The organism is Salinibacterium sp. SWN167 (assembly GCF_015864665.1).
Taxonomy (GTDB): domain Bacteria; phylum Actinomycetota; class Actinomycetes; order Actinomycetales; family Microbacteriaceae; genus Rhodoglobus.
The window spans coordinates 55093-80153 of sequence record NZ_JADYWU010000002.1; the positions used below are offsets into that span (position 1 = coordinate 55093).

A 25061-nucleotide genomic window follows, 5' to 3' on the forward strand; every position below is an offset into this window, starting at 1 on the left:
CCGGAATTTTCAGAGTCGGTTGAGCGGGTAAAAGTGCTCGCACTGCCAGCGCTGGGTGCTCTGCGCTTGACGGTTGCGGGTGTCGGCCCAGGGCGGGTACACGCGAAAGCCGCGTTTGCCGCCGTGGCCGTCGACCGAAACGATGCCGCGCGCGAGCAGCACGCTCAGCGGAAAGACGAAGGCACCGAAGCCGTTGTCGTCGCGGGCCACAACGACGAGCCGCTGAGTGCCGTCGTCGCTGCGGAGCGGTTGCGTCGTGCCGTCAGCGTCTCGCCGCCAGACGGTGACGAAGAAGCCGGGTTTGGTGGGGGTGAGTTTCGCGACCCGAAACCGCGTTGCAGCGGGGTGAGTGGTCACGGCGCCGTATTCGGCGTTGTCGGGCTCAGCAATGAGCTGATCGTGCTCGGGTAGCGCGTCGCCGAGGCTGTGGATGGCGTGGGCGACATCCGGATGCAGAGGGGCGGCGGTCACGGTCATCCGTTCGATTCGGTGGTCGTGCCAGCCTAGATCGTGCCCACCGGAGTCGTGCCCGCTTCAGTCGTGCCCGCTTGAATATTCGGGCACCCGTTAAATAGTTCGAGGGCCGGTTTCAGAGGCATGAAACCGACCCTCTCCCTTTGCACCAAGAGTGTCCTGCAATCACATTCCGCAGTAGCTGCCACAGCAAACAACTTCTGCTCTATGAATGTATAACGGAAACATAACGCTGTCTAGTTATCGTTCTGTTATTTTTAGAGATTTCACAGAAAAGGTTGTCTACCCCCTGCATTTCTGGGCGAAACAGGCTTAAAACGGATGCTTTCTGCGCAGATGAGCGGCGGGGGTGCGAGCCGCGCTACTCGCATGGCGGTGGAGCACGCGCAAGGCTGCGAATGCTCCCCGAGGCGGTTGATGTTCCCCGTCGCGGGCGGCACCGAATTCGCCCCAAGTTATTTGATTGAATAGATATAACAACAGCACCGTTGCTAGGGGTTCCATCGTAGGAACAGCGTTCTGTGGCATCGCCGCTGATTGCATAATGGTTGCCTCGTCAACCGATTGTTCGCTAGCTAGTCCCGTCACCGGGCGCAAGGAGAATGAAATGACGAAAGAATTCGAAGGAAAAACCGCAGTCGTTACCGGCGGCGGGTCAGGCATCGGAAGAGCTGTTGCTCTCGGGCTCGGGTCACGGGGTGCAAATGTCATCGTGAACGACCTCAAGCACGAGGTCGCCCAGGTTGTCGTGGATGAGATCGTCGCTGTCGGCGGAACCGCTACAGCGATCGCAGGGGATGTCGGCAACCCGGATGACGTCAAAGCCGCGGTCGACCTCGCGGTTTCCAGCTATGGCGCACTCCACTTAGCGTTCAACAATGCCGGCGTCGGCGGTCCTCAGGGTCTCGCCGAAGACATTGACATCGAGGGTTACCTGAAGCTCATGGACGTAAACCTTCACTCCGTCTTTTACGGAATGCACTTCCAGGCACCTGCAATTGTCGCGGCCGGCGGTGGCGCGATCGTTAACACCTCGTCGATTCTCGGGGTTGTGGGCGACGCGAACGCGCTACCGTACGTCACGGCTAAGCACGGTGTCTCTGGAATGACTAAAGCGGCCGCACTTGGGTATGCCTCCAAGGGAGTTCGAATCAACTCGGTTCACCCGGGCTACATCGACACTGCCCTCCTTGCCGGAATCCCGACGGAAATCTACGACATGCTCGTAGCAAAGCACCCGGCCGGCCGCCTCGGCACCTCAGAGGAAGTTGCTGAGCTCGTGCTATTTCTTCTGAGCGACAAGGCGAGCTTCATCACCGGTTCGCAGCACCTCGTCGACGGTGGCTATACCGCGCAGTAGCGAGGTAGCGCAGCTTTGCGCGAAAGGAGGTCGCCTTCGCGCGTCCTCCTTTCGTGTCTCGGTAAGAGCGTCTGTGGACCCTAGTGCGAAGACTCGACCAACTTCAGCCCGACAACGCACCCCACAAGCCCCATGAGTAGCAGGATCTTGATCCAGGAGACGGGCTCGCCGCCGAAGATCATGGCGTAGGCCACGGTCAGCGCTGCGCCGATGCCGACCCAGATGGCGTAGGCGGTGCCGATGGGGATCTCGCGCATGGCGTAGCCGAGGCCACCCATGCTGGCGAGAATCGCGACGCCGAACACAACGGTCGGCCAGAGCTTCGTGAAGCCCTCCGACTTGCCGAGGGCAGTGGCCCAGACAGCTTCGAGCACACCAGAAAGAATCAAAACAAGCCAGTACACAACAGTCTTCTTGGCCAGTCTTGTCGCGTACCCGGTACTGATCCGTCGTCGGGAGCCGACTATTGCGGCTACTCCGCCACACTATCAAATCCCCCACGTCAGGCCGGAACCGCAACGGGGCATCGGCCGTCTCGCGCGGCCCGTTAGTGGGGTAGCGCCGCCGTGATTACTCAGCAATGCTCAGTTAGTGAGAATCAATTCGTTTGTTGATGCGAGGCCAGTCCAGATCGGCTACGTGATCGGTTCGGGGGGCTTCGCCGCGTTCGCCGTCTACTTTGTCGATTTCCGCACCAGCTTCTGGATGCTCGGAGCCCTGGTTCTTCTCTATCTGGGGCCTGTGGGGCTCGCGACGGTGCTCACTCTAGGGGTCGCGCTGTACGCCACCGCTCTTTTTCTCGGGGACGCTGGACCACTCGTTGTGGTTGTCGTCGCGGTCGCGGTTGCGGCCGTGAATGTGTTGATCGTGCGGCGCTTTCGGTCGGAGGCAGCACGTTACTCCACCGTTGTCGCCCTGCTCGACACCAAGGAAGTGAGGGAGCGAGCGCTGGGTTTCATAGTGTTTGCGTATGCGGGTTGCGCCTTCATCGTCCTCTGCTACGTTGCGGGGCTCACCGCACTGGACGGCCTTGCTTCCGGCTCGCACAACTGGTGGATCACCGGAATCGACCGCCAGACGCTGAGCTCCGACTACCTTTCGTTCTCCTCGATCGTGATCTGGCTAAGCGCGCTTGGCGTGGCACTTGCTGGCCTCGCAGCGTGGGTGTTTCTAGGGGTGCAGCGCAAACCGCTGCTGCGATGGGCGATCGCCGATCTCGCTGTCATGCTCGCCTCCATCGCGAGCGTCTCTCTAGCTAGTGCGCTGTGGAGCATTAACTAGCTTCGCCGCTCAGCGTCTTCTTTGGTGCCCCGGCTAGGTTTCCGCGCCCGGATCCGTCTGGGAGAACCGACGACGAGGCCTACTCGAACGCCTGAACAGACCTAGGCACGCGGATGCCGGAGCGCAGGTCGGGCGTGGCAACAACCTCAACGGCTCGAGCTCCCCACCGCACCTGCCCGCCCCACGCGTCGCCCGCGATATCGGCGTCGGTGTCATCGGGCCAGTCGTCGGAGGTGCGCAACGACCATTCCGCGATCGGCAACGCAAGCACGAGGGTTGCGGCAAGTTCTTTCTTGCTATTCGGGCGCACTTCGGTCAAGCGACCGGGGATCAGCTTCTCGGTGATGGCATTGACCGCGGCAGCTTTCTCCTCGCCCTCCAGCACGCGGAACGAACCGAACAGTACGGCGCTGCTGTAGATCAACGAGGACTCAAAGGCGGAGCGCGCGACGACAATGCCGCCGACTGCCGTGACCGAGATCGCGACGGGCGCACCAGAAACGAGTCGCATCCAGCGTGAACCGCTCGAGCCGTGCACGATCAGCTCATCGCCGAGGCGTGCGACCCCGGTCGGCAGAACACCGGGCGTTCCGTCTTCTTGGACATAAGCGACGTTGCCGACAATCTCCGAGTCGAGAAGAGCGTCAAGGGCCGCCCGATCCCGTGACATCTTCTCGGGCATCCGGGTGGCATCAGTCGTTGTCATCCGGTCAGTGTGACACGCGCCAGCGCTGAACCTCTACGCCGAGCGAGAGTGGTTCTGCGCGCACGCGAGGGCCGTGTGAGCTGCCGTTAGATGAAGTCGGGGCTGGGGGTTGAGGCGAAGCGCACCGAAACATCAGGATGACGGTCGTAGCGGTAGCCGATGCCGCGAACTGTACGAACTACATCTTCGTACGCGCCGAGCTTGGAGCGCAGGCGTCGGATGTGCACGTCGATGGTGCGCTCGTTGGGGGCTTCGTCGTCTTCGGCGGACCAGAGAGTCGCGATGAGCTGCGCGCGGTCAATGGTCTGCGATTCGCGCAGAATCAAGAACTGCAGCAACTCGAACTCTTTGTACGTGAGGGCAGCGGGCTCGTCATCAATGAGCACGCGCTTGCGGGAGAGGTCAACGACCACGCCGCTCGCGGGCTTCTCTTCGGGCTCCTCGGCCTGGCGGTGCTTGGCGAGAGCCGAAGGGTCCTGCAGGGCGAGGCGCACGACGTCAACGTCTCGTCCACCAGCGCCGACGGGGGCGAGCGCCACGGCGGCGTGAGTTTCGGAGTTCGGCACGAGCTGCTGCGTGAGCTGCTTGAGCTGTTCCACAATCGCGCTCAGATCGGTGCCAGCGGCGGCGGCCTTCAGCTCGTCGATGCCGACGTAAAGCACGAAGCCGCGGGCTTCGGTTCCCTGAGGAACAGCGCGCAAGTGCGGCGCGTCAGCAGCGGGGGCTGCGGGAGCAGCGACCGGAGTGGCCGGGCGTGTGTCTCGCGCCGGCTGCACGGCGAGCGAAAGCTCGCGAGCAGTGTGGGGTGCGGCGTGCGGTGCCCGGCGTGCGGGAGCCGCTGCGGCGAAAGAGGTGCGAGTGGTGCGTTCGATTGTTGCAAGTGACATGGGTCCAGAAATCCTTGGAGAAGGGGTGAAGGGCCTCTGATGATGAGGGTGTGATCCTTCGGAATAAAACAAGTGTGACGAGCTAGATAGACGCCGTTATGAGGACGAAGATCTGGGGACATTCATTCTGGTGAGAATGTCCGGCGCAAGGTTGGCCGACTAGGCACACATTCGACAACACGAAACGTCGCTAGCCACCGCAGTGCTCGTAAGCATCGCGTTAGCGGTCCTGGAAGCCACGAGGGCGGTCAGGTCGCGAGTTTGTACAGTCATGGTTGCAATGATGTTTCATGCAGCGCGCCCCTGTCAAGTTGCGCGCGAAAATTGTGCTGCTAGACGAGACCGTACAGGCGGTCGCCAGCATCGCCGAGGCCGGGCACGATGTAGCCGTTCTCGTTGAGGCGTTCGTCGAGTGCGCCGAGCACGATCGTGACGTCTTTGTCGCCCATGGCCTTCTCGAGGGCAGCAAGGCCTTCAGGGGCGCCGAGGATGCAGACCGCGGTGACGTCAGTGGCACCACGGTCGAGCAGGTACTGAATCGCTGCGATGAGCGAGCCTCCGGTTGCCAGCATGGGGTCGAGCACGAAGCACTGGCGGTTCGACAGATCGTCGGGCAGGCGCTCGGCGTAGGTGTCTGGCTGCAGCGTCTCTTCGTTGCGCACCATGCCCAAGAAGCCGACTTCGGCGGTGGGTACGAGCTTGACCATTCCCTCGAGCATTCCGAGCCCGGCCCGAAGAATCGGCACCACGAGAGGCTTGGGTGAGCTGATTGCCACACCCTTCGTCGCGGTGACGGGGGTCTCAATGTCGACCTCTTCAACGCGCACCGAACGGGTCGCTTCGTACGCCAAAAGCGTGACTAGCTCCTCCGTCAGCGCCCGAAAAGTGGGGGCGGCGGTGTTCTTGTCGCGCAGCACGGTGAGCTTGTGCGTGATGAGCGGGTGGTCGGCAACGTGAACTCGCATAGGCTAAATCTACTTGAGGTACGGACCACTTGGAGAACCGATCGTGACAAAGTTCGATCAATGGATGACGCGGGCCATCGCCGAGGCGAAGCTCACGGCCGATTCTGCCGACGTTCCAGTCGCCGCTCTCGTCTTCGATCAGAACGACAATCTCGTCTCCGTTGGGCGCAATGAGCGGGAGCTCACGGGCGACCCCACGGCGCACGCCGAGGTAGTGGCAATCCGGGCCGCGGCCGCGGCCACCGGTTCGTGGCGCCTCGACGAGATGACTCTCGTGGTCACCCTTGAGCCGTGCACGATGTGTGCTGGCGCGATTCTGCAGGCCCGCATCCCGCGCGTGGTGTTTGGGGCGTGGGACGAAAAAGCCGGCGCATCAGGCAGCGTGAATGATCTACTGCGTGACCGCCGGCTTCCGCACAAGGTCGAGGTGGTGGCGGGCATCCAAGAGGCTGAATGCGCTGCGCTGCTGACGGACTTCTTCGAAGCCCGTCGCTAGCCCGCTAGGCCCGGCTTAGTGCCAGAGCACCGCAACGAACACGTTGATGAGCGCGCCCATGCCTGCAAGGTGCAGGAACGGCAGGGTGGCTTTCTTTTCGCTGGTGCCCGCGCTGAGGGCCTTGGCCTGGCGTGAGCGCGCGATCATGACGGCGACGAGCACGACGATCGCGAAGATCAGCTTCACGGCGATCTTGGCGTTGTTGACGTCTTCGTCGTTCATCTGCACGAGGCCAACAAGGATGAGTCCGGTGACGAGCTGCGTGATGGCACCGATCAGCATCGTGCCCAGTTCAAAGCCTTCTTTGCGGCGCAGCTGAAGAGCGAATGATCCGATGATGAGCGCAAGCCCCAGAATGTGCAGCGCGAGCACGGTGTGAATGATTGGTTCGAAGTTCATGGTTTCGGGATCCTTCTTTAGTCGTTGCCCACGATGACAATGGCATCGGTGGGTGGTGCCGCTTCGGCTGGGCGGCGGTAAACGTCGGGTTCGATGTAGATCACGCGCGCCATCGGTTCAGCTGTACGAATGTCTTGTTCGACACTATCGATACTCGCCGCCACATCGCTCAAGCGAGTTTGCGCTCCGAAGTCGACCTTGGCAGCGACCAGGAGCTCTTCCGGGCCGAGGTAGAGCGTCTTCATGTGGATGAGCGAGCGAACGTCAGGGTGGGCGTTGATGGTGTCGCGAATGAGGTTGCGCTGCTTGGTGGTTGCACCCTCGCCGACGAGCAGGCTCTTGGTCTCGATGCCCAGAATGATCGCGACGATGATCAGCAGAATACCGATGGCAATCGTGCCGATGGCATCCCAGGTCGAGTCGCCCGTAATGACGGTGAGACCGACGCCGAACAGAGCGAGCACGAGACCGAGTTCAGCGGCAACGTCTTCGAGTAGCACTACGGGAAGCTCGGGAGCTTTCGCGTGACGAATAAACGCGATCCAGCCCTGCTTGCCGCGCACGAGATTCGACTCTTTCACGGCGGTGCGCAGCGAGAAGCCTTCGAGCACGATCGCGATGAGCAGAACGGTAATGGGCAGCCACGCTTGCTCAAGCTTGTGCGGATCTTGCAGCTTATGAATGCCCTCGTAGAGCGAGAACACGCCACCGACCGAGAACAGGATGATCGAAACGACGAAGGCGTACACGTAGCGCTCGCGGCCATAACCGAACGGATGCTCGGCATCCGCGTTCTTCTTGGCTTGCTTGCCACCGAGCAACAGCAGCGCCTGGTTGCTCGTGTCTGCCACGGAGTGCACGCTCTCCGCGAGCATCGAACTGGACCCCGAAATCAGAAACGCAATGAATTTGGTGACAGCGATTCCGCCGTTCGCCACCATTGCAGCGATGATTGCCTTAGTTCCGCCTGACGCGCTCATACGATCGATTCTAGGATGTTCACGTGACTACTTCTCTTCCTAGCATTGCAATTGTCGGCGCCGGATCAATGGGAGGTGCCATCCTGTCGGGTTTGCTTGACCCCTCGGTGACTGTAAGCGGGGGAATCCGCGTCACAAATCGCACCGAAGCTAAGGCTGCTGTGGTGCGTTCTGAGGGCGTGGAGTCCTTTGCGCTGGAGAATACTCCTGATGGCAATGCGCGCGCTGTGAAGGGGGCGAAGGTCGTGATGCTGGGGGTAAAGCCCGCCATGATCCCCGACACCCTTACCGCCCTTGCCCCATTCTTAGAACCCGATGCGATCATCATCAGCGTTGCTGCGGGTGTAACAACCGCACGGATGGAAGGCATCGTCGACAACGTTGTGTTGCGTGCCATGCCCAACACTCCCGCTATCGTCGGCAAGGCCGTGACGGGACTCAGCGCTGGGTCGCGCGCCACCGCGGATGACCTCGCCCTCGGCCGCGCCGTGTTTGAGACGGTCGGCACCGTCGTCGAAACGCCGGAATCGCAGATTGATGCGCTCAGCACCATCTCGGGTTCCGGCCCGGCCTACGTGTTCTTGATTCTCGAAGAGTTTGCTCGCACCGCCGTCGACATGGGCTTCACGCCCGAGCAGGCACTGACCCTGGTTGCCGGAACGTTTGAAGGATCGCTCGCACTGCTGGCGTCATCCGATAGTTCACCGGCGCAACTGCGTAAGCAGGTTACGAGCCCTAAGGGCACGACCGAGCGTGCGGTTGAACAGCTGCAGGCTGCCGATCTGAAGGCAATTTTTGACAAGGCGACCGCTGCGGCGCTCGCTCGGGCCACGGAGCTCGCTGCCGGCTAATCGCTCTTACCCGTTCGTGCGGCCCCATTCGTGCCGCCTCGCGCATGCGGCTGCGCGACCGCTTTTAGAAGCGGCCGTGCAGCGCGCGCGAACGACGAGACATCGAGTCGATGATCACGGCGAGCAGTAGCACCGCTCCCGTGACCATGTAGCGCACCGAGGAGTCGAGGCTCAGCAGCGTGAGGCCGCTCGAGATCGACTGAATGACGACAATGCCCAGCAGGGCAGACCAGGCGCTTCCGCGACCGCCGAAGAGGCTTGCACCGCCGATCACGGCTGCTGCGATGGCAGTGAGGTTGGTGTCGCCCCCGCCGCTGCTCTGGTTGGCGGCGGCCAGTCGTGATGCCGCCAGAATGCCACCGAGCGCTGCAAGTGTCGCACTCACTACGAACACCGAAATGTAGACCCGATCAACCCGGATGCCTGCCCGCCGGGCTGCTTCGACGTTGCCGCCGACCGCATAGATGGAGCGCCCCCAGCGCGTGCGCTTGAGCGCAAAGTTGACGGCCATCACGAGCACAACGAAGAGCAGGAACATGAGGCCGATGCCGCGGTCGGTGTTGAGGTACCAGGCGCCGAACAGCAGAGCGACGATCATGAGTGCGCCGCGAAGCAGGATCGCGGTGCGCGACTCGGGCAGCAGGCCAGCGCGGATGCGGCGGTTCGCTAATGACAGATGTGTTCCAACGTAGGCGAGAGTCGCAAGCCCGGCGAGCACGTACGAGAGCCACGCAGGCAAGAACATGAGCTGGGCGAATTGCACGATCCCTGAGTCGAAGGGGATGTTGATCGAGCCGAGCTTGCCGAGCACCCACAGTTGGAGCCCGAGCACGCCGAGCAGGCCCGCGAGGGTGATGACGAAGCTGGGAACGCCGAAGCGGGTCAGCAAGAACCCGTAGAACCATCCGAAGAGTGCACCAGCGGCGAGCGCGGCAAGAATCGCGAACGGCAGCGGCCAGTTCAGCTGGGTGAACGTGACCGCCAGAATCGCGGCCGCGAGTCCCGAAAGCGACCCGACCGAGAGGTCGATTTGGGCGAGCAGCAATACGAGCACTACACCGAGCGCGATCGTGCCGAGCGCGGCGGACTGCATCGCGAGGTTCACGAGGTTGGCGCTCGACAGGAACGTGGGGTTCAGGATCTGGAAGATGGTCCAGATGAGGGCAAGACCCACGACAACGGGAATCGCCCCGAGGTCGCCCCCTCTGACGCGTGACCGGAACGCGGCCCAGGATTCTGCGAGTCCTGACGCGGGCGGAAGTTCGACCGCGGGGGTGTTGTTCGTGGGCGGTTGCGTGTCGGAGGTGCTCATGAGCTGAGTCCTTCCTTGATGCGGGTGAAGGTCGCGCCGGTGAGGCCAGCGCGCCGGCTCACCGCGTTATCCGTTGCGCCCGTAATCGCCGCGATGATGTCTTCGTACGTCACGTCGACCACCGCAAAGTCACCGTTATTGCGTCCAAGACGCAACACCACAACGCGGTCAGCGACGGCCTGCACGTCAGCCATGTTGTGGCTCACTAAGACGATGCCGTGACCGCGCTCGCGGAGGTGCTCAATAAGGTTCAGCACCTCAGCAGTTTGAGCGACGCCGAGGGCAGCGGTGGGCTCATCCAACACCACAATCGACGGATTACCAATGAGCGAACGCGCAATGGCAACGGTCTGGCGTTGCCCGCCCGAGAGCCCCGCAACGGGAGTGCGCACGGAAGGAATCTTGGCTGATAGCTGCCGCAAGAGCGCCCAGGTCTGCTGCTCCATCTCGACCTCGTCGAGCGCCCGAGTGCCCAGCTCGCGGCCCAAGAACAGGTTCGACACCACATCGAGGTTGTCGCATAGCGCCAAATCCTGAAACACCGTCGCGATGCCGAGATCGCGGGCATCCGTCGGGTTCGACAATGACACTTCGTCACCGCGATACGAAATAGTGCCCGAGCTGGCCGGATGCACGCCCGCGAGCACCTTCACGAGCGTCGACTTTCCCGCACCGTTGTCGCCGACGATCGCCACAACCTCGCCGGGATAAATGTCGAGCGACACATCGCTCAGCGCCTCGATCGCGCCGAACTGCTTGCTGATTCCACGCAGCGAAAGGATCGGCTCATCGTCTGAGGTGGCCGGAGTGACATCAGTCATAGTGGCTCTCTTCCCTGAGTTCATTGACCGTACTGAGTTCGTTGACCGCTCTGGTGTCGTTGGGCATTACTGAATCCCCGCCGCCGCACAGGCTTGGGCGTATTCGGCCGTGCAAATCTGCTCAACGCTATAAAAACCATCAGCGACGACGGTCTCCATGATGTTGTCGATTGTCACGATCACGGGAGTCAGCAGCGTTGTCGGAACGCCGTTGGTTTCTTCGCTTTGCCCCACAAGTTGCTTGCCGTCGAGCAGCGCCACCGCGTGCGTCGCCGCGATCTCAGCTTCTCGCTTCAGATCCTTGTAGACGGTCATGTACTGGTCGCCACTCACGATGCGTTGGATGGCGGTGAGTTCGGCATCCTGACCGGTGACGGGAGGCAACGGGGTCACCCCGCCAGCCTTGAGCGCAGCGATCGCACCCCCGGCCGTTGCGTCGTTGGCGGCATAGACGCCGATGAGGCTGTCGCCGAACTGGGTGACTTGGCTTGCCATCCACTCCTGGGCCTTGTCTGGGCTCCAGTCGGGAGTGTCGAATTCGGCGACGACGGTATAGGCGCTGCCATCGATCACGCTGTGCGCGCCCTTCTTGAACAGGCGCGAATTGTTGTCGGTGGGGGAGCCGTTGATCATCACAATGTTGCCCTCGGAGTAGCCCTCCTCGGCGAGGCGCTCGACGAGAGCTTTGCCCTGCAGCGCTCCGACCTTTTCGTTATCGAACGACACCCAGAAGGCCAACTCGGGGCTGCCAATCAGGCGGTCGTACGAAATCACGGGAACCTTGTAGGACTGGGCCGTCGCCACGATTGTCACCGCAGCCGAAGAATCAACGGGGTCGAGCACGAGCACGCTAATGCCCTGAGCAAAAGCCGACTCCGCCTGCTGTTGCTGCTTCGCCGGGTCCTGATCGGCATTCGCATAAATCACGTCGCACTCGGGGCACAGCTCAGCAACTTTGGCCTCGAAGAAAGGGCGATCGTAAGCCTCGTACCGCGCCGTCTTCGACTCCGGCAGCAGCAGAGCAATCGTGCGCGAACCATCATTCGAAGCGCCGGGCTCCATCAAGGCGCAGCCCCCCAGAGCGAGCACCGCCACAAGCGCAAGAGCGATCAGTCGCATCATTCGCGCACGGACGGAGGTCACGAAGCCTCCGCCTCTGCAGGTTCAGCACTCAACGTGGCATCAGCACCAATCGTGATCTGATCAATCGCAAAAGCGATCGACCCCAACAGCTCACTGCGCGGCCCCAGTTGGCTCTGCACCAGATCGGCAGCCTGCCCAGACCCCACGATGACCGAACGCTCCATCGCGTGCCGCATCGGGCCCAATAAGAGTTCGCCCGCCTGCGAGAGCTCGCCGCCCACCGCAATGCGCTCCGGATCGAAAACGTTACTGAGGTTGCCCGCGGCGATGCCGAGATGCCGTCCGGCGTCGGCAATGGCCCGGATGCACGCGTTATCCCCAGCGATTGCGCGAACAACCACATCGTGAAGCTTGAGACCGCGACGGCCAGTGCGCACCGACTCAACGATGGCCTGACCACCGGCGAGAGTTTCGAGGCATCCACGATTGCCGCAGCGGCAGAGCGCGCCATCTTCGTCGAGAACCATGTGACCGAATTCACCGGCTGTGCCGTGGTGGCCGCGGAACACCGCCCCGTTCAGGATGAGGCCCGCGCCAATACCGTCGTCGATGCTGACATAGAGAGAGTTGGGCTTGCCCCGCAGTGCGCCCGAACGGTACTCGGCCAGCGCGCCCATGTTGGCGTTGTTGTCGACATACACCGGGCTGTTGAGGCGGATGCCGAGAGACTCTGCGACAGGAACGCCGTCCCAGCCGCGCAAGATTCCTGTGCGCGAAATGATGCCGGTTGACTGATCCATGGGCGCGGGCATCGCGAGGCCAACCGCGAGGATCTCGTCGTGAGTGGCGTCGACCGACTCGAGCATGTCGGTGATGAGTTGGGCGGCCCGGTTGAGTTCGTTGTCGGCGCGATGGTCTTTCGCGAGCGGCATGTGGTGCTCAGCAACGACGGTGTGCGCAACATCGGAAAGGGCAACGCGCATGTGGCGTTCGGAGAAGTGAACGCCGGCGACGAGGCCAAGCGCGCGAGCAAGCGTGACCTGATGGGCGCGACGACCACTGCGCGTGCTCATCGTGGTCGCGAGCACCCCGGCGGTGACGAGCTCTTTAACAATGTTGGAGACCGTCGCGGGCGAAAGACCCGTTACCCCGGCCAATTCGATCTGCGTGAGGCCACCATGGTGCTTCACCGCGTCGACGATGCGAGCGCGGTTAGCTTCGCGGAGCGAAGTTTGCGACCCCGGGGTCGCCCGTTTTTTGCTCACGGAATCAAGATACAGGTAGCCGGTGCGCGCGGATCAGTCCACGAACGGGGCTACGTTGCGAGTGTCGCGAACTTTTCGATGTCGACGGAGTTGCCGCTGACGATCACGAGGTCGTGGTTCGAGATCACCGTCTCGGGGGTTGCGTAGGTAAATTCCTTGCCGGGCGACTTCACTCCGACCACCGTGATGCCGTACTTGCGGCGCACTTGCGACTCACTCAGCGGGAGCCCGCGGATGGGCTTCGGCGGATACATCTTCACGATGGCGAAGTCATCATCGAACTCGATGAAGTCGATCATCCGGCCCGAAACCAGGTGAGCAACGCGCTCGCCGGCTTCTGCCTCGGGGTAGATCACGTGGTTGGCGCCGATGCGGTTGAGGATTTTGCCGTGGGAGCGGCTGATCGCTTTCGCCCAGATTTGCGGAATCTTGAGGTCAACGAGGTTGGCCGTGATGAGCACGCTGGCTTCGATCGACGAGCCGACAGCCACGACGGCGATCGAGAAGTCTTGCGCGCCGATCTGCTGGAGAGCGTCGAGGCTGCGAGCGTCCGTCTGCACGGCGTGAGTGACGCGTTCCGACCATTTTTGTACGAGGCTGAGGTCAGCATCGATCGCTAAAACTTCGCGGTCGAGGCGCTGAAGCTGACCGGCAGTGGCCGCACCGAAGCGACCGAGCCCGATTACTAGCACCGGGGCATTGTGGGCGATCTTGTCAACCAACGATGGGCCTCTCTTCTGCTCTCGTGAACAATTGACGGCGCTGACTGGCCGCAAGGGCTGCCGCCAGCGTAACCGTTCCCACTCGTCCAGCCCACATTGTGGCGGCGAGGATGTACTTGCCGCCGTCGGGCAGCGTTTCGGTGAGCCCCGTAGAGAGCCCACACGTGGCAAAGGCCGAAATCACGTCAAAAAGCACCCTGTCGAGGGGCTCCTTGGTTATCTGCAAGATGGCGATGGTCGATATGGCGACGATCGTTGCGCCCCACAGCGTGACGCTGACGGCGAGGCGAAGTACGTCGGTGGGGATACGACGCTCGAAGGCGTGCATGTCGTTGTCACCGCGAGCTTCCGCAAGGGCAGCCAAGAACAGCACAGCGAGAGTCGTGACTTTGATGCCACCCGCGGTGGAGGCAGAGCCGCCGCCCACAAACATCAGCATGTCGAAGACGAGCAGCGTCGACCCATTCAGCTCATTGATGTCGATGGTGGAGAACCCACCCGAGCGTGTCATGGTCGATAAGAAAGTGGATGTCAGGGGGCGCGAGATCAGGCTTTGCCCACCGATGGTGTTGGTGTTGTTCCATTCCAGAATGAGCACTGCTAGTGCCCCGAGGAAGATCAGCAGCACCGTCGTGAAGAGGGTGAGGCGTGCGTGAACCGAGAGGCGGGCGCCGTCTTTGAGGTTGCGGACTACAGCGAAGATCACGGGGAAGCCGAGGCTTCCTAGGAACACACCGACGCCAATCGCGCCGAGCATCCAAGGATCTTGAGCGAAGGCTTCCATGCCACTGACCGCCGGCACAAAACCGGTGTTTGTGAAGGCCGATGCCGCGAAGTAGAAGCCCTGCCAAATGGCGGGCCACACGTCGAAACCTTCCACAAGCAGGCGCGGGATGATCACGAGCGAGAGCACGACCTCGATGGCCAGCGCGCTGATGGCTACGGTCGCGAGGAGCCCACCAATTTCGCCAAGACGAATAGCTTGGGATTCAGAAACAGGGCCGACGTGGATGCGCGAGGGGTTCGAGTCGCTCGCGGCGATGAGTCGTTGGCGCAGCCCGAGGCGGCGCGACACGACGAGGCCCAGCATGCTGGCCAGAGTGAGCACGCCGATTCCGCCGACTTGCAGACCGATGAGGATCGCGGAGTTGCCGAAGGCTGACCAGTGCGTCGACATGTCGACGGTGGTGAGGCCGGTCACGCAGATGGCGGAGACGGCGGTGAAGAGTGCATCCACGAGGGGGGTGGCTTGGCCATCCCGAGCCGATATGGGCAACACGAGAATGGTCGTGAGCACCACAACGAGCGCCGAGAAGATGGCGATAGCGAAGCGCGCGGGAGTCGCAGCGGCGAAACGATCGATCACATCACGGACGCGGGCGAGGATGCTGCGTTCACGCGGGTGCGCACGCATAGGTGCCCAAGAGCTCATAAATTTATCTCCCCACGCACAGGAGGCCATGGTACTCCTCAGAAACGCCCGGTACCCTATTGCAATGGCCGACATCTTTGACGTAGTAGCCGATTCAACGCGGCGTAGCCTTCTGACCGTGCTGCTTGAGCAGTACATCGCCTCTGATTCTCCGAGCGGCGAGCTGAGCGTAAGTGAGATTGTCGAAAAACTCGATTTGAGTCAGCCGACGGTCTCCAAGCACCTGAAGGTGCTGCGCGATCACGGGTTGGTGTCGGTGCGTGAAGACGGCCAACACCGCTATTACCGCCTCGATTCTTCTCCTCTTGAAGAGATTGAAGACTGGCTGATCCCGTTCTTGAGCGCGGACTTCCAAGAAGACTTTGACGAGGAGCTGCTCGCCTCGACCGGCGCTTTCTCGGCCTGGTCGGGAGCAGATGTCGGAGACAACTTGGGCCGCCAGGTTGCGGATCGCGCCTACCGGGCTCGCACCGCGCTGCACGACGTCGCGGAGGCTGCAAAGCACCTGCCGAGCAGCGTTCGCTCTCGCATCTTCCGCAAGGATTAAGCGGGAGGCGCGCCGGGCGCGCACCTTGAGGGGTGGACAGCGAGTCACACCAGCCCCTATTGTTACCGTTTAGCACTTCAGTCACATGCTGGGTGCTTTGTGCAGTCGTTTCGTGCGTTCTGCAGTTGGTGAAACTAAGGGGCTGGTCCGATGTCACGGGATCTATCTGAGATGCGTTTTCTCACCGTCGCTGAGGTGGCGGACATGATGCGCGTCTCAAACATGACCGTGTATCGTCTGGTTCACTCCGGTGAACTCCCGGCTGTTCGTTTTGGCCGTTCATTCCGCATCCCGGAATCGGCTGTAGCGAGCGCCGTTGCACCCCCAATCTCTGAGGTTGGATAGCGGCGAATCGTCGCTGAGGGTTCATTCCCAGTTCATCGAGACTTTTAAACCCGCCCGGTGCGGTAAACTCTTCCGGTATGTCTTTCCGCGGTTCTGAATCGGACCGGGTCGGTTCGTTCAGAAATCAGTGAGGTTCCTATGGGTTCAGTCATCAAAAAGCGTCGCAAGCGTATGGCAAAGAAGAAGCACCGCAAGCTGCTTCGTAAGACACGCCACCAGCGTCGCAACAAGAAGTAACTAGTCCCAATGACTAGGGGCCGTCTTCCGAGACGGTCACAACTCGAACACCCGAACGTTCATCTGAACGATCGGGTGTTCGGCGTTAACGAGCGTTTTTGCGCACAATCTTGGCTTGCTGCTTCACGCGGCGCCGGGCTTCTTTGAGGCCGGCGCGGCTGAGCGGCAGTACTGGCCAGCCCATTTTTTGGGCATAGTGGGTGAGTTTCACATCCGCGTTCACGGCCACACGATTGCCTACGGCGCTCAGTAGCGGGATGTCGTTGCTGGAATCGGAGTATGCCCAGCAGTCTGCCAGGTTGGCCCCGAGCCGCCCAGCGAGCTCTGTGGCGACGGCAGCCTTCTCTGGCCCGTGAAGCACGTGGCCGTCGAGTTCTCCCGTGAGAAAGCCGTCTTCGGCGCGCACGCGGGTTCCGAGCGCGCCCGTAAGGCCGAGTCGCTCGGCGATCACTTGCGCCACAAACTGGGGCGTTGCGGTGATGAGCCACACTTCGTGGCCCTTCGCGAGGTGCTCTTTGGCCAGATCGACGGTTTCGGGCCACAGGTTGGGCAGAATGTCTCGCTCGTAGATGGTCTCGGCGAGATCGATGAGCGTCTGCAGGGAATGTCCGCCCACGATCTCAAGCGCCCGTTCCCGCGCGGAGGTCATGTGCTTGTGGTTTTCTCCCACAGCGACGAACCGAAACTGGTGCCAGGCAAAGCGAGCAATATCTCGCCAGCCCACGATTCCGCGCCGCCAGGCTTCCTTGCTCAAATAGAAAGCACTCGCACCACGCATGAGCGTGTTGTCCACGTCAAAGAAAGCCACAACGGCGTTCTGGCTGGGCGGGGGCGACGTTACCTCGTGCATTCGCATTATTCTAGGGTCGTGCCCACGAAACGTCTCACTTTAATTGGCAAACCCGGTTGTCATCTTTGTGACGATGCCCGCGAAACGATCAATCAGGTCGTCGCGGCACTGGCCTCAACCATCGAGATCGAACTCACTGAGCAGTCGATTCTGGAGGATGAGCAGTTGAACGCGAAGTACTGGGACGAGATTCCTGTTGTGCTCATCAACGACCGCGTACACACCATTTGGCGTGTCGAACCCGAGCGCCTCAGCGCTGCTCTTCTGGAGGAAACAGAATGATCCGTCACGTTGTTATGTGGAAGCTCATCGCCGAAGATCCCGCAGACCAGAAGATCGCAGCGGATGCGATGGCTGCTGCGCTGGAACCTCTCGTCGGCAAGATCGATGGTCTCGAAGCGCTAACCGTGCGCCCGGATGTGGCAACCGTCGCCGGAAATTGGGACGTCATCCTTGTGTCTGATCACACTTCGGTTGAGGCCCTTGCGGCGTACGGAACTCATCCGTTGCACGTGGAAGCGGGTGCTGTGGTGAAGGCAAACACTCGTGAACGGGCCTGCGTCGACTTCGAGCTTTAAGCGGGGGAACGACGCCGCCTCTTGTCGGCTGCTCATGCGCCCGCATTAGGATGTGGGGCACTTACCGCGCTCTCGCGTGGTCCCGAAACGAGGATCGAAAGAGGAAACTATGAAGTTTCAAATCGTCAAAGGCAAGAGCGAGACGCAGCCATTCTTCTGGCGCATCGTTGCGAGCAATGGCCAAACTCTCGCGGTGAGCGAGAATTACGTGGCGAAAGCATCAGCGAAGAGTGCTGTGGAGTCGGTCATCAAGAGCGCCGGTGGAGCCAGCATCGAAGACCTTACGTAACACAGGCGTTCAGTGATCGCGGGGGATCCTCGCGAGCACGACTGTGTGGCCTGCTACTTACTAACTTCGATCGGGCCCGTCATGTGGTTCTTGATCGAGTCGCGTTCAGCGGCCAGTGATGCCAGCGTTCCGCTGTCGAGGCCTGGCTGCAGCATGTCATCGAAGGGATTGCCCATTCCACTCTTGGAGTGCACTGCTTCGGCGTAGGCCGTTGCTGCTGCCGCTACCTTTGCGCTCGCGCGTTGAGCCTTCTTGAGCGAGACAGCACTGCTGCCCACAACCTCAGCATGCTTATTCAGTGCCTTCTTCAGGTCTTTGAGTGCCGAATCAATTTTCTTTGACATGAGGTCATCCTGTCCTAATTGGCTATGCGCTGGCTATGGGTTCGGTGTGTCGAACTGTGAGGCCCTCGCGAGCCCCACAGGGCGGCTACGGAGTGAGGCGGGTTGGTCCGCGGAACAGATACGTCGCTTCGCGCAGGTTGGGCAGACCGAGGAGCAACATCAGCACGCGCCCGAGGCCCATGCCGAATCCACCGTGCGGCGGTACGCCGTAGCGGAAGAAGTCGAGGTAGAAATCGAGCTCGGCCGGGTCCATGCCCTTGTCGCGAATCTGTGCTTCCAGCACGTCAACGCGGTGCTCGCGCTGGGCGCCAGTGGAGATCTCGACGCCGTTGAACACGAGGTCGTAGCTGTTCGTGAGGCCCGCATCATCCGCGTGACGCATGTGATAAAACGGGCGGATGCTGGCGGCGTAGTCGGTCAAGAACACGAAATCATGGTCGTACGTTTCTTTCACGTAGGCGGCGATCTGGCGCTCGCCCTCCGGGTCCATGTCGGCGTCGGCGCGCGGCACCGTGTAGCCGCGGTCGCTGACGATCTGCTTAGCCTCGGCAAGCGGGATGCGGGGGAAGGGGCGAGTCGGCACCGTCATTTCGATGCCGAACAGCTTCTCGATCTCTTCGCCGTGCTTGTCTTTGACAGCCTGGAAGCCGGCAACCATGAGCTCTTCGTGCAGGTTCATGACGTCTTCGTGGCTGGAGATCCAGCTGATCTCGCTGTCGACCATCGTGAACTCGGTGGCGTGACGCGACGTGAAGCTGGGGTCGGCACGGAAGCTGGGGGCGATCTCGAAGATCTTGCCGAAGCCAGCGGACTGCGCCATCTGCTTGAAGAACTGGGGGCTCTGCGCCAAGTAAGCCTTGGTGTCGAAGTAGTCGACCTCAAACAGTTCAGCCTTCGACTCGCTGGCGCTGGCCATGAGCTTGGGGGTGTGAACCTCGATGAAGTCGTTCTCGACCCAGTAGGTGCGCCAGGCGTGCTCGAGCGTGGTCTGGATGCGGAAGATCAGGTTGTTGCGCGGCACGCGAAGGTCGAGGAAGCGCCAGTCCATGCGCTTGTCGACGCTGGTGTCTTCAGCGATCGGGGTTTCAGCGATTGCCTCGCCAGCAAGTTCGATGCCGTCGAGCTTGATCTCAACGCCGCCGAGCTTCACGCGCTCGTCGTGCTTCAACTCACCGGTTGCGGTGAGGAAGGTGCCCTGAGCGAGGCCCGAAATGATCTCGGCGAGGGGATCCTCTGCCGCGGTGCCGTCGTCGTTGAACGAGCGGGGGTGAACAAGCTGCACCGCACCCGACTCATCGCGCAGCACGACAAACTGCACCTTCTTTTGATCTCGAACAGTGTCGACCCACCCCGAAACGGAGGTTGCTCCATCGCTTGCGGCGGCCAGGTTCTTAGTGAGGGTGCGTGTAGTCACAGCGCCGAGTTTACAAGGGATCACGCAAGAGAAAGTGCGGCAGGGCAGCAGACGTAGACTGAATACCGTGCCAGCAGACCTCATCCATCTCGTTCGCCATGGTGAAGTGCACAATCCCGACCGCATTCTCTATGGCCGTCTCCCCGGGTATCACCTCAGTGAACTCGGTCATAAAATGGCGGATGTCGCCGCCGCAAGCTTCGCGAAGCGGCCCCTCACAGCGCTCTATGCGAGCCCCCTGCAGCGCGCTCAAGAGTCAGCGCGACCCTGGTCGGAACGCTACGGCCTCCCCATCACGACCGAAGAGCGCATCATCGAACCCCACAACTGGTTTGAGGGCGGTCGCTTGCAGTTTCCGAAAGTTCTCACGCAGCCACGCGCGTGGCCGCACCTGATCAACCCGCTCAAGCCCAGTTGGGGTGAGGCATACGTGAGCATCGAAGCGCGCATGCTTGCCGCTATTGATGAGGCGTGGGCCGCTGCCGAGGGCGGCGAAGTCGTCATGGTCAGCCACCAGCTGCCGATCGTGATGGTCGCGCGTTCCGCCAAGAAGATGCGGCTCGCCCACGACCCCCGCCACCGTCGCTGCACGCTGTCGAGCATCACGACTCTCGCTCGCGAGGGAGACCATTTCGTCGAGGTTGACTATCAGGAACCTGCGGGAGACTTGCTCGCAGCATCCATCGATCTAGGAGCAGTGTGAACCGCCGTCTTATCGCCGCTGTTGTGGCGAGTCTCGCCCTGTTTACTGTGTCGTGCTCCGGCACCACCGAAAGTCTCGCGCAGCAGTACGAGAACGGATCAGAAGAGGGCTATATCTCCGGCGACGGTTCGACGGTCGAGATTCCAGCCGACAGTCGCGACGAACCCGTCACTTACGAGGCAACTCTCGACACCGGCGAGACCGTGTCGAGCGATGACTTCGCCGGTTCCGTTTATGTCGTGAACTTTTGGTACTCGAGTTGCCCGCCGTGCCGCCTCGAAGCGCCCGACCTCGCCGCGCTGAGCGAGCAGTACACCGAGGTTCCCTTCTTGGGCGTTAACGTATCCGACACTGCCGAAACGTCGCTCACCTTCGCTGACGAGTTCGGCATCCCGTACGCCTCCGTCGTGGATGCCACGACAGCGGGCGTGCAGCTGGCGTTCGCCGGTTCCGTGCCACCGAACGCGGTGCCCACCACTCTCGTGGTCGACCGTGAAGGGCGCGTTGCCGCACGCATCAGCGGTCTGGTGCGCGACCCCAGCATCCTCGCAGCGATGATGGACTCCGTCATCGCTGAGGAACAGTAGTGTCGAGTCCGGTCGGGGAGCTCATTCTCGGCGGCAACCTCCTTCTCGCGATTCCGATTGCGCTCCTTGCAGGCCTAGTCTCGTTTGCCTCACCCTGTGTTCTGCCTCTCGTGCCTGGCTACCTTGGTTACATCGGCGGGTTCACGAGCGCAGAGGAGAAGGGCAGCACGAAGCGCCTTGTTCTCGGCGTGAGCCTCTTCATCCTGGGTTTCACCGTGGTCTTCGTGGCCTTCACGGTACTGTTTGGCACCGCCGGTCTTCTGCTGCGGCCCTGGCTTGATCTGATCACCCGCATCGCCGGGGCGCTCGTGATCGTGATGGGTGTCGTGTTCATTGGGCAGGTCACCTTCGCGCAGCGCACGATCAAGCCGAAGTTCAAGGTCGCAACCGGCCTCGCTGGTGCACCGCTGCTTGGCGTCGTTTTCGCCCTCGGCTGGACCCCGTGCGTTGGTCCCACCCTCATCGCCGTCGGAAGCATGGTCTTGGATGGCGGAGACCCCGGCCGGGCCGCTATCGTCGGCATCGCCTACAGTCTCGGTCTCGGCATCCCGTTCCTGCTGGTGGCTCTTGGATTGAACTGGGCGACCGGTTCGGTGGCGTGGATGCGCCGCCACATCCGTCTTATTAATCTGATCGGCGGAGCACTGCTCGTGTTGATCGGTCTACTCATGGTCACCGGTGTGTGGCGTGCAATCGTGACAAGTTTGGGGGCGGTAATCGGTGGCTTCGACACACTCCTCTGATTCAGAAGCTGGCGATTCGGTAACGGGCGGGGATGCCACGCGTCCCAGCGACCACATGGACGCGCCAACGCCTGCGCCGGAAAGCAAGATCACGCAGCCGAAGCTCGGGCTTGCGGGCTACGGTCGCTTTTTCTGGCGCCAGCTCACGAGCATGCGCACGGCGTTGTTCCTGCTGCTTCTCTTGGCCGTTGCGGCAATCCCGGGCTCTCTCGTGCCGCAAATCACGTCGGACCCTAACGGCGTTATTGCCTATCGCAACAACTATCCAGACACCGCAGCGATTCTCGACTTCTTTCAAGTCTTCAACACCTACTCCTCGGTGTGGTTCTCGTCGATCTACCTCCTGCTCTTCATCTCCCTCATCGGCTGTGTGCTGCCGCGCACCAAACATCACTTCGATGCGCTTCGTGCTCGCCCACCCAAGACTCCAGCGCGTCTCTCGCGGTTGCAGGGTTTCACCACCCGCACGACAGAGGCGGATGTCACAACGACGATCGATTCAGCACGTGGCCTGCTGCGCTCGCAGCGGTACCGCACCGAGCTGTATGGCGATTCGGTCAGCGCTGAACGCGGCTACCTGCGCGAAACGGGAAACCTCGTCTTTCACGCCGCTCTCGTCGGCGTTCTCGTGACAGTGGGGATCGGCGGCGGCTTCGGCTACACCGGGCAGCGCGTAGTCGTAGAGGGCTATGCATTCAGTAACTCGCTCGCCAGCTATGACTCGTTCAACCCGGGCCGGTTCTTCAGCGATGACGCTCTCGACCCGTACACCGTCGCGCTTGACTCTTTCGAGCCGGTCTACGAAATCGAGAACCAACAGGCGATCGGTCAAGCGATTGACTTCACCGCCAACGTCACGACCACGGTGCGCGGCGACGAGCCTCAGCAGTCTCAAATCAAGGTCAATGAGCCTCTCAGCCTGAGCGGCACCAACCTGTATTTGCTCGGCAACGGCTATGCCCCGGTTATCACCGTGCGCGATGCGGACGACAAAGTCATCTGGTCGCAACCAACGCCGTGCCTGCCGTTCGACGCCAACCTCGGCAGCACCTGCATCATTAAAGTGCCCGACGGACTCGATCAGCAGATCGGGATGCTCGGCTTCCTGTATCCGACCGCCGGAACCCTCAGCTCCGGAGCACTAGCTTCCGTGTATCCCGACCTGGTGTCACCCGTGCTCACGTTGGAGGTGTACGAGGGCGACCTCGGTCTCGACAACGGGCAGGGCACCAACGCCTATTCGCTCAACACTGACTCTCTCGAGCAAATCGCGGGCCGGAGTTCCGACGCTGAAACCTTGCGCCTCACTCCCGGCGACCGGCTCGAACTGCCCAACGGTTTGGGCAGTGTCGAGTTGACGAGCATCCCGCGCTTCGTCTCCCTCGATGTGCACCATGATCCGTCGCAACTGCCGGTGCTGTTGTTCGCCATGCTGCTCTTTGGCGGCCTCATTACGAGCCTCTTCGTGCCCCGTCGCCGCATGTGGGTGGCCGCCACGACTGACGCCGCTGGCGTGACAACAGTTGAGTATGCCGCGCTGGCTCGTGGCGACGACCCTAACCTCGAAGCGGCAGTCGCCGACTTTGCCGATAAGCATTCCCAGCAACTGAGAGTTAGGGTGGAATCGTGACTGAGACCCTCGTGTCGTATTCGCTGATTGCGGTTTATTCAGCGATGGCGATCTATACCTTTGCGTTCATAATGTTCGCCGTCGATTTGGCACGCCGCTCGGCGGAGTCGAGCGATGCTTCCGCAGCGAGTGCAACCGGGTTGGCTGCGGCATCCGCCCAGCAGGCATCTGTCATGCAAGCGGCAAGTTCTGGCGGTACGGCAACGCTAACCGCGAGCCCCGCTTCGACGGGTGATGCCGCTATTGTTCACTCGCCCAAGTCGTTGCGAATCGCCATGGCGCTGACCGTAATCGCGTGGGTGCTGCACGTGAGTGCCGTCATTTTCCGCGGGGTTGCCGCGGGCCGCGTTCCGTGGGCGAATATGTTTGAGTTCACGCTCACCGCAACAGCCCTGATCGTCGGCGTTTTCTTGCTGGTGCAGTTCTGGCAAGACCTGCGCTTCCTCGGCTCATTTATTACCGGGTTCGCATTGCTCGCGCTCGGCGTCGGCACCTCAAGCTTCTATGTGGATGTTGTGCCCCTGCCGCCAGCGCTGCAGTCGGCCTGGTTGGTTATTCACGTCTTCGTCGCAAGCCTCAGCACCGGGTTCTTTGCCCTCGCCGCCGGACTTTCGGTGGTGCAGCTCATGCAGTCGCGTCGCGAAGCGGGCAAGGCGCTCAAGTTGCGCTTCCTTGACACTCTGCCTGCGGCCGACCGCCTCGAGACTCTCGCCTACCGCCTGACCGTGGTCGGCTTTGTGATGTGGACCTTCACTCTCATCGCTGGCGCTGTTTGGGCCGAGCGGGCCTGGGGTCGTTACTGGGGCTGGGACACCAAAGAGGTCTGGACCTTCATCATTTGGACCATCTATGCCGGTTACATTCACGCCCGGGCAACCCGCGGCTGGCGCGGATCGCGGTCAGCATGGCTTGCGATCGTGGGCTTTGCAGCCGTTATCTTCAACTTCACCGTCGTGAACCTCTTCTTCAAAGGACTTCACGCCTACTCCGGCCTGTAAACGACTGCTGCGGGCGGCGCCGATCGCGGCGCGCCCGTGGCGAAGAAAAACGCTGGGGCCGCACCGAGCTGCACCCCAGCGTTTGATTGGGGAGAGCCCCTTCGGGCTCACGGTAGTAGTGACTAGCCGGCGGGCGTGAGTTGCATCGGCACGGTGGGGTTTCCCTCTCCCGTGGAGAAGTGGATGATCGGGCCATCGTCACCGCATTCATACGGTGCTGAGTTGATCGGGGCATCCGCCAAGAAGCTGTTTGTGAGATCAGCGCCATCCATGGTGACCCCCGAGACCGTCACGCTGACGGCGATGTCGCTCACCTCTTGTGAAGTCGTAATCACGGTGTCAGTGGCGGTGTAATCGCCGCTGATGCCGCCAGTGATGGCTCCCGTGCCCTCAGTGCCGGCAACCTGCAAGAGGATCTCGAAGTCGGGAGTGTAGGTGTAGGTCGCGTCGGTGAAAGCGAGCCCGGTTCCACCCTCGACTGAGATGTCGAGTCCGTCGTTAGAGCCACTGACAGCGGAGTAGAAGCCCTGCATCTGATCCTCGGCGATGTACCAGTCTCCGATGAGGCACTCGGGGCCGGTGGCAGCGTCCTCTTCGACTTCCTCGGGGGCTGCGGCATCCGTCTCCACCGTGGGAGTGCTTGGTTCGTCGGCCGGCGCCGAGCACCCGGTGAGTACGGCGAGGCTGAGCAGACTCACGGCGGCGATGGCACCTAGACGGCGCGATTCAAGACTCATGTGTACTCCTCGGAAGTGATTGCCC

General features: G+C 61.6%; 32 protein-coding genes and 1 riboswitch. Of the genes, 15 read left to right on the forward strand and 17 right to left on the reverse strand.

Annotated features, from left to right (window positions below):
- Window positions 1-9: 9 nt before the first annotated feature.
- Window positions 10-477 (reverse strand): MepB family protein, encoded by a 468-nt coding sequence (locus I6E60_RS10135; RefSeq protein WP_374189217.1) that lies wholly within the window; start codon window positions 475-477, stop codon window positions 10-12.
- Between the two features lie 604 nt (window positions 478-1081).
- Here I6E60_RS10135 and I6E60_RS10140 point away from each other — a divergent pair.
- Complete coding sequence (locus I6E60_RS10140; protein ID WP_197126261.1) at window positions 1082-1834, forward strand: SDR family NAD(P)-dependent oxidoreductase; 753 nt, start codon at window positions 1082-1084, stop codon at window positions 1832-1834.
- Between the two features lie 80 nt (window positions 1835-1914).
- On the opposite strand, the gene I6E60_RS10145 is transcribed toward I6E60_RS10140, so the two are convergent.
- Entirely contained in the window at window positions 1915-2238 is a 324-nt protein-coding gene (locus I6E60_RS10145; protein ID WP_197180180.1) for a multidrug efflux SMR transporter, read from the reverse strand.
- 9 nt (window positions 2239-2247) lie between these two features.
- Window positions 2248-2312: riboswitch (guanidine-III (ykkC-III) riboswitch) on the reverse strand.
- A gap of 113 nt (window positions 2313-2425) precedes the next feature.
- On the opposite strand from I6E60_RS10145, the gene I6E60_RS10150 reads away from it, so the two are divergent.
- Window positions 2426-3115, forward strand: a complete 690-nt coding sequence (locus I6E60_RS10150; protein ID WP_197180182.1) for a hypothetical protein — start codon at window positions 2426-2428, stop codon at window positions 3113-3115.
- Between the two features lie 79 nt (window positions 3116-3194).
- On the opposite strand, the gene I6E60_RS10155 is transcribed toward I6E60_RS10150, so the two are convergent.
- The 3 genes from I6E60_RS10155 to upp form a co-directional block, all read right to left on the reverse strand.
- On the reverse strand, window positions 3195-3821 hold the full coding sequence (locus tag I6E60_RS10155) for a pyridoxamine 5'-phosphate oxidase family protein (RefSeq protein ID WP_231601498.1): 627 nt from the start codon (window positions 3819-3821) through the stop codon (window positions 3195-3197).
- A gap of 86 nt (window positions 3822-3907) precedes the next feature.
- Window positions 3908-4708, reverse strand: coding sequence for a winged helix-turn-helix domain-containing protein (locus tag I6E60_RS10160; protein ID WP_197180184.1), 801 nt, complete (start codon window positions 4706-4708; stop codon window positions 3908-3910).
- 332 nt (window positions 4709-5040) lie between these two features.
- Complete coding sequence (upp, locus tag I6E60_RS10165; protein ID WP_197126253.1) at window positions 5041-5673, reverse strand: uracil phosphoribosyltransferase; 633 nt, start codon at window positions 5671-5673, stop codon at window positions 5041-5043.
- A 43-nt stretch (window positions 5674-5716) separates the two neighbouring features.
- Between upp and I6E60_RS10170 the strand changes: the two genes are divergently transcribed.
- Window positions 5717-6169, forward strand: coding sequence for a nucleoside deaminase (locus tag I6E60_RS10170; protein ID WP_307841817.1), 453 nt, complete (start codon window positions 5717-5719; stop codon window positions 6167-6169).
- A 15-nt stretch (window positions 6170-6184) separates the two neighbouring features.
- Here the strand turns inward: I6E60_RS10170 and I6E60_RS10175 are convergent, their stop codons facing one another.
- Entirely contained in the window at window positions 6185-6568 is a 384-nt protein-coding gene (locus I6E60_RS10175) for a hypothetical protein (RefSeq protein ID WP_197108368.1), read from the reverse strand.
- A 17-nt stretch (window positions 6569-6585) separates the two neighbouring features.
- On the reverse strand, window positions 6586-7548 hold the full coding sequence (locus I6E60_RS10180; RefSeq protein ID WP_197126251.1) for a cation diffusion facilitator family transporter: 963 nt from the start codon (window positions 7546-7548) through the stop codon (window positions 6586-6588).
- A 23-nt stretch (window positions 7549-7571) separates the two neighbouring features.
- Here I6E60_RS10180 and proC point away from each other — a divergent pair, with 23 nt between their 5' ends.
- The gene (proC, locus tag I6E60_RS10185) at window positions 7572-8399 is read left to right on the forward strand and encodes a pyrroline-5-carboxylate reductase (protein ID WP_197180186.1); all 828 of its coding nucleotides are present in this window, start codon (window positions 7572-7574) and stop codon (window positions 8397-8399) included.
- A 64-nt stretch (window positions 8400-8463) separates the two neighbouring features.
- On the opposite strand, the gene I6E60_RS10190 is transcribed toward proC, so the two are convergent.
- From I6E60_RS10190 to I6E60_RS10215, 6 genes are all read right to left on the reverse strand, one after another.
- Complete coding sequence (locus I6E60_RS10190) at window positions 8464-9711, reverse strand: sugar ABC transporter permease (RefSeq protein ID WP_197180188.1); 1248 nt, start codon at window positions 9709-9711, stop codon at window positions 8464-8466.
- Window positions 9708-10532: an ATP-binding cassette domain-containing protein gene (locus tag I6E60_RS10195; protein WP_197126246.1), complete on the reverse strand. Its 825-nt coding sequence runs from the start codon at window positions 10530-10532 to the stop codon at window positions 9708-9710. Before I6E60_RS10195 ends, I6E60_RS10190 begins: the two co-directional genes overlap by 4 nt.
- A gap of 66 nt (window positions 10533-10598) precedes the next feature.
- A complete protein-coding gene (locus I6E60_RS10200) occupies window positions 10599-11675 on the reverse strand; it encodes a sugar ABC transporter substrate-binding protein (protein WP_307784476.1) in 1077 nt (358 codons plus the stop codon).
- On the reverse strand, window positions 11672-12880 hold the full coding sequence (locus tag I6E60_RS10205; RefSeq protein WP_197180190.1) for an ROK family transcriptional regulator: 1209 nt from the start codon (window positions 12878-12880) through the stop codon (window positions 11672-11674). Before I6E60_RS10205 ends, I6E60_RS10200 begins: the two co-directional genes overlap by 4 nt.
- A gap of 50 nt (window positions 12881-12930) precedes the next feature.
- Window positions 12931-13602: a TrkA family potassium uptake protein gene (locus I6E60_RS10210; protein WP_197108335.1), complete on the reverse strand. Its 672-nt coding sequence runs from the start codon at window positions 13600-13602 to the stop codon at window positions 12931-12933.
- Window positions 13595-15034 (reverse strand): TrkH family potassium uptake protein, encoded by a 1440-nt coding sequence (locus I6E60_RS10215; RefSeq protein ID WP_231601500.1) that lies wholly within the window; start codon window positions 15032-15034, stop codon window positions 13595-13597. Before I6E60_RS10215 ends, I6E60_RS10210 begins: the two co-directional genes overlap by 8 nt.
- Before the next feature lie 64 nt (window positions 15035-15098).
- Here I6E60_RS10215 and I6E60_RS10220 point away from each other — a divergent pair, with 64 nt between their 5' ends.
- The 3 genes from I6E60_RS10220 to I6E60_RS10230 all read left to right on the forward strand — a co-directional run bounded on the left by I6E60_RS10220 (window position 15099) and on the right by I6E60_RS10230 (window position 16163).
- Window positions 15099-15581, forward strand: coding sequence for a helix-turn-helix transcriptional regulator (locus I6E60_RS10220; protein WP_197126244.1), 483 nt, complete (start codon window positions 15099-15101; stop codon window positions 15579-15581).
- Window positions 15582-15731: 150 nt separating this feature from the next.
- On the forward strand, window positions 15732-15926 hold the full coding sequence (locus I6E60_RS10225) for a helix-turn-helix domain-containing protein (RefSeq protein ID WP_129072959.1): 195 nt from the start codon (window positions 15732-15734) through the stop codon (window positions 15924-15926).
- A gap of 138 nt (window positions 15927-16064) precedes the next feature.
- A complete protein-coding gene (locus I6E60_RS10230) occupies window positions 16065-16163 on the forward strand; it encodes a 30S ribosomal protein bS22 (protein ID WP_003792170.1) in 99 nt (32 codons plus the stop codon).
- A gap of 85 nt (window positions 16164-16248) precedes the next feature.
- Here the strand turns inward: I6E60_RS10230 and I6E60_RS10235 are convergent, their stop codons facing one another.
- Entirely contained in the window at window positions 16249-17013 is a 765-nt protein-coding gene (locus tag I6E60_RS10235; RefSeq protein WP_197126243.1) for an HAD family phosphatase, read from the reverse strand.
- An 18-nt stretch (window positions 17014-17031) separates the two neighbouring features.
- Here I6E60_RS10235 and I6E60_RS10240 point away from each other — a divergent pair, with 18 nt between their 5' ends.
- From I6E60_RS10240 to I6E60_RS10250, 3 genes are all read left to right on the forward strand, one after another.
- Window positions 17032-17295 carry a glutaredoxin family protein gene (locus I6E60_RS10240; RefSeq protein WP_197126242.1) on the forward strand — a complete coding sequence of 88 codons (264 nt, stop codon included), beginning with the start codon at window positions 17032-17034 and terminating at the stop codon, window positions 17293-17295.
- Complete coding sequence (locus I6E60_RS10245) at window positions 17292-17591, forward strand: Dabb family protein (protein ID WP_197108327.1); 300 nt, start codon at window positions 17292-17294, stop codon at window positions 17589-17591. The genes I6E60_RS10240 and I6E60_RS10245 overlap by 4 nt, the downstream gene beginning before the upstream one ends.
- Before the next feature lie 109 nt (window positions 17592-17700).
- Window positions 17701-17880, forward strand: a complete 180-nt coding sequence (locus I6E60_RS10250; protein ID WP_197126240.1) for a YegP family protein — start codon at window positions 17701-17703, stop codon at window positions 17878-17880.
- Window positions 17881-17933: 53 nt separating this feature from the next.
- Here the strand turns inward: I6E60_RS10250 and I6E60_RS10255 are convergent, their stop codons facing one another.
- Both I6E60_RS10255 and aspS read right to left on the reverse strand, forming a co-directional pair.
- Window positions 17934-18224 carry a hypothetical protein gene (locus I6E60_RS10255; protein WP_197126239.1) on the reverse strand — a complete coding sequence of 97 codons (291 nt, stop codon included), beginning with the start codon at window positions 18222-18224 and terminating at the stop codon, window positions 17934-17936.
- Between the two features lie 85 nt (window positions 18225-18309).
- Complete coding sequence (gene aspS, locus I6E60_RS10260; RefSeq protein WP_197126238.1) at window positions 18310-19638, reverse strand: aspartate--tRNA(Asn) ligase; 1329 nt, start codon at window positions 19636-19638, stop codon at window positions 18310-18312.
- Between the two features lie 67 nt (window positions 19639-19705).
- On the opposite strand from aspS, the gene I6E60_RS10265 reads away from it, so the two are divergent.
- From I6E60_RS10265 to ccsB, 5 genes are read left to right on the forward strand one after another with little or no spacing between them, the layout of a single operon-like run.
- A complete protein-coding gene (locus I6E60_RS10265) occupies window positions 19706-20341 on the forward strand; it encodes a histidine phosphatase family protein (RefSeq protein ID WP_197180192.1) in 636 nt (211 codons plus the stop codon).
- On the forward strand, window positions 20338-20928 hold the full coding sequence (locus tag I6E60_RS10270) for a TlpA disulfide reductase family protein (protein ID WP_197126236.1): 591 nt from the start codon (window positions 20338-20340) through the stop codon (window positions 20926-20928). The genes I6E60_RS10265 and I6E60_RS10270 overlap by 4 nt, the downstream gene beginning before the upstream one ends.
- A complete protein-coding gene (locus I6E60_RS10275; RefSeq protein WP_197126235.1) occupies window positions 20928-21671 on the forward strand; it encodes a cytochrome c biogenesis protein CcdA in 744 nt (247 codons plus the stop codon). Before I6E60_RS10270 ends, I6E60_RS10275 begins: the two co-directional genes overlap by 1 nt.
- Window positions 21672-21726: 55 nt before the next feature.
- Window positions 21727-23301, forward strand: a complete 1575-nt coding sequence (locus tag I6E60_RS10280) for a cytochrome c biogenesis protein ResB (protein WP_197126422.1) — start codon at window positions 21727-21729, stop codon at window positions 23299-23301.
- On the forward strand, window positions 23298-24299 hold the full coding sequence (gene ccsB, locus I6E60_RS10285; RefSeq protein WP_307841818.1) for a c-type cytochrome biogenesis protein CcsB: 1002 nt from the start codon (window positions 23298-23300) through the stop codon (window positions 24297-24299). The genes I6E60_RS10280 and ccsB overlap by 4 nt, the downstream gene beginning before the upstream one ends.
- Before the next feature lie 122 nt (window positions 24300-24421).
- Here the strand turns inward: ccsB and I6E60_RS10290 are convergent, their stop codons facing one another.
- Entirely contained in the window at window positions 24422-25036 is a 615-nt protein-coding gene (locus I6E60_RS10290; protein WP_197180194.1) for a hypothetical protein, read from the reverse strand.
- Between the last annotated feature and the right edge of the window lie 25 nt (window positions 25037-25061).